Below are 1,257 nucleotides of genomic sequence, written 5' to 3'. Positions count from 1 at the left end.
GGGTTAAGCGCCAAAACGTGTGTCTTTTCGGCGTGTCGTGTGGGTTGGCCATTTTGTGTGTCTAGTTTCTGCCTGCCCATCCTTTGCGTATGCCGATAGAGTTGGTGGGTGTGGAGTCGATTGCGGTGTCGTAGGTGGCTGGTCGGCCGTCTGCGTTTCCATAGGTGGCTTCATGCTCTTGGGTGATGATGGCTTGAGCTTTGGCGAGTCCGGCCTGTCCCCAGTGTTGCTGCCTGGCGATCTTTTCGGGGTCGCCAGGCAGTTGCGTATGTAGGTACAACCACCAATCGCAGATGACACGTTGGTGACCTTCGGGTAGTCCCCTGTGGTTGTGTAGGAGGGTTTTGATTGCGGCGTTGATGCCGCCTTCCAGACTGTTGGTTGTTGCTTTTCGTTCACTGACCTCGTCGGGTGGGGTGAGGTAGGTGAAGAGGTGGTGGTTGCGGACAAGTCTTTCCAGCAGTGTGTAGGCGCTGCGGGTCCGGTAGTGGGTGTACCACCATTTCTTGTTGTTACGTTTGGATTTTGGGATCAGGCTTTCATCGGTGATGTCTTTAAGGTAGGTCTTTTCGTTGAGCCAGTCACGAAACACAGTGTGGAATTTTTGTAGGTTGATGACCCACTCGGTGGCTTGGTCAGTGGTGGTGATACGCAGCAGATCAAGGGATAGCTTGCGTAGTGCTTTGCCTGCTGGTGTTTGTGGGTTGAGGGTGACATAGGTTTGGATGTTGCGTTTAACGTGGACGAGACAGCGTTGGATGCGGGTATCAGGCCAGCAGTTTTTAATGGCTTTCAGGGCTCCTTTCTGTCCGTCTGTTGTCACGACTTTTGGTGGTGCGAGTTTGTTAAGGAGCTGGCTGTAGGCGTAGGCATCCTCGGTGAAGCACCAGTGCCACGCCACAACATGGTCGGTGGTGGAGGCAACAAGCAGACAGTTGGTGTTGAAGTAGGTGCCGTCGATGAAGATCTGGTCGTACACACGGTGGTGGTCAGTGTTGTCAGGAATCTGGACTGCCCAAAAAGGTTTAAACCATCGTGTCAATGTACGCAGGCCATGCTTGTGTGAGGCGGCTATCTGGTCAAGCGAACGCGTGCCCATGATCCAATCCATGAACACGCGAAACCGGGCGGCGTGGATAGCGTCGGTGTTTGATTTGGTTGTTGATGCCCCGCAGTCTGGATTCTTACACCGCCAGCGTGGGGTGCCTTTGGCTGTTTTGCCGTTGCGTTTCATTGGCCCGTGGCAAACAGGGCAGT

General features: G+C 54.2%; 1 protein-coding gene. It reads right to left on the bottom strand.

The window, feature by feature from the left end:
• Positions 1-61 precede the first annotated feature (61 nt).
• A partial coding sequence (locus HMPREF3044_RS07840; protein WP_246820960.1) for an IS1249 family transposase occupies positions 62-1,257 on the bottom strand: 1,196 nt, incomplete at its 5' end.

The sequence above is a fragment of the Corynebacterium sp. HMSC073D01 genome (assembly GCF_001815555.1).
Taxonomy (GTDB): Bacteria; Actinomycetota; Actinomycetes; order Mycobacteriales; family Mycobacteriaceae; genus Corynebacterium; species Corynebacterium glucuronolyticum.
This window is presented reverse-complemented; position numbering and strand designations above follow the sequence as displayed.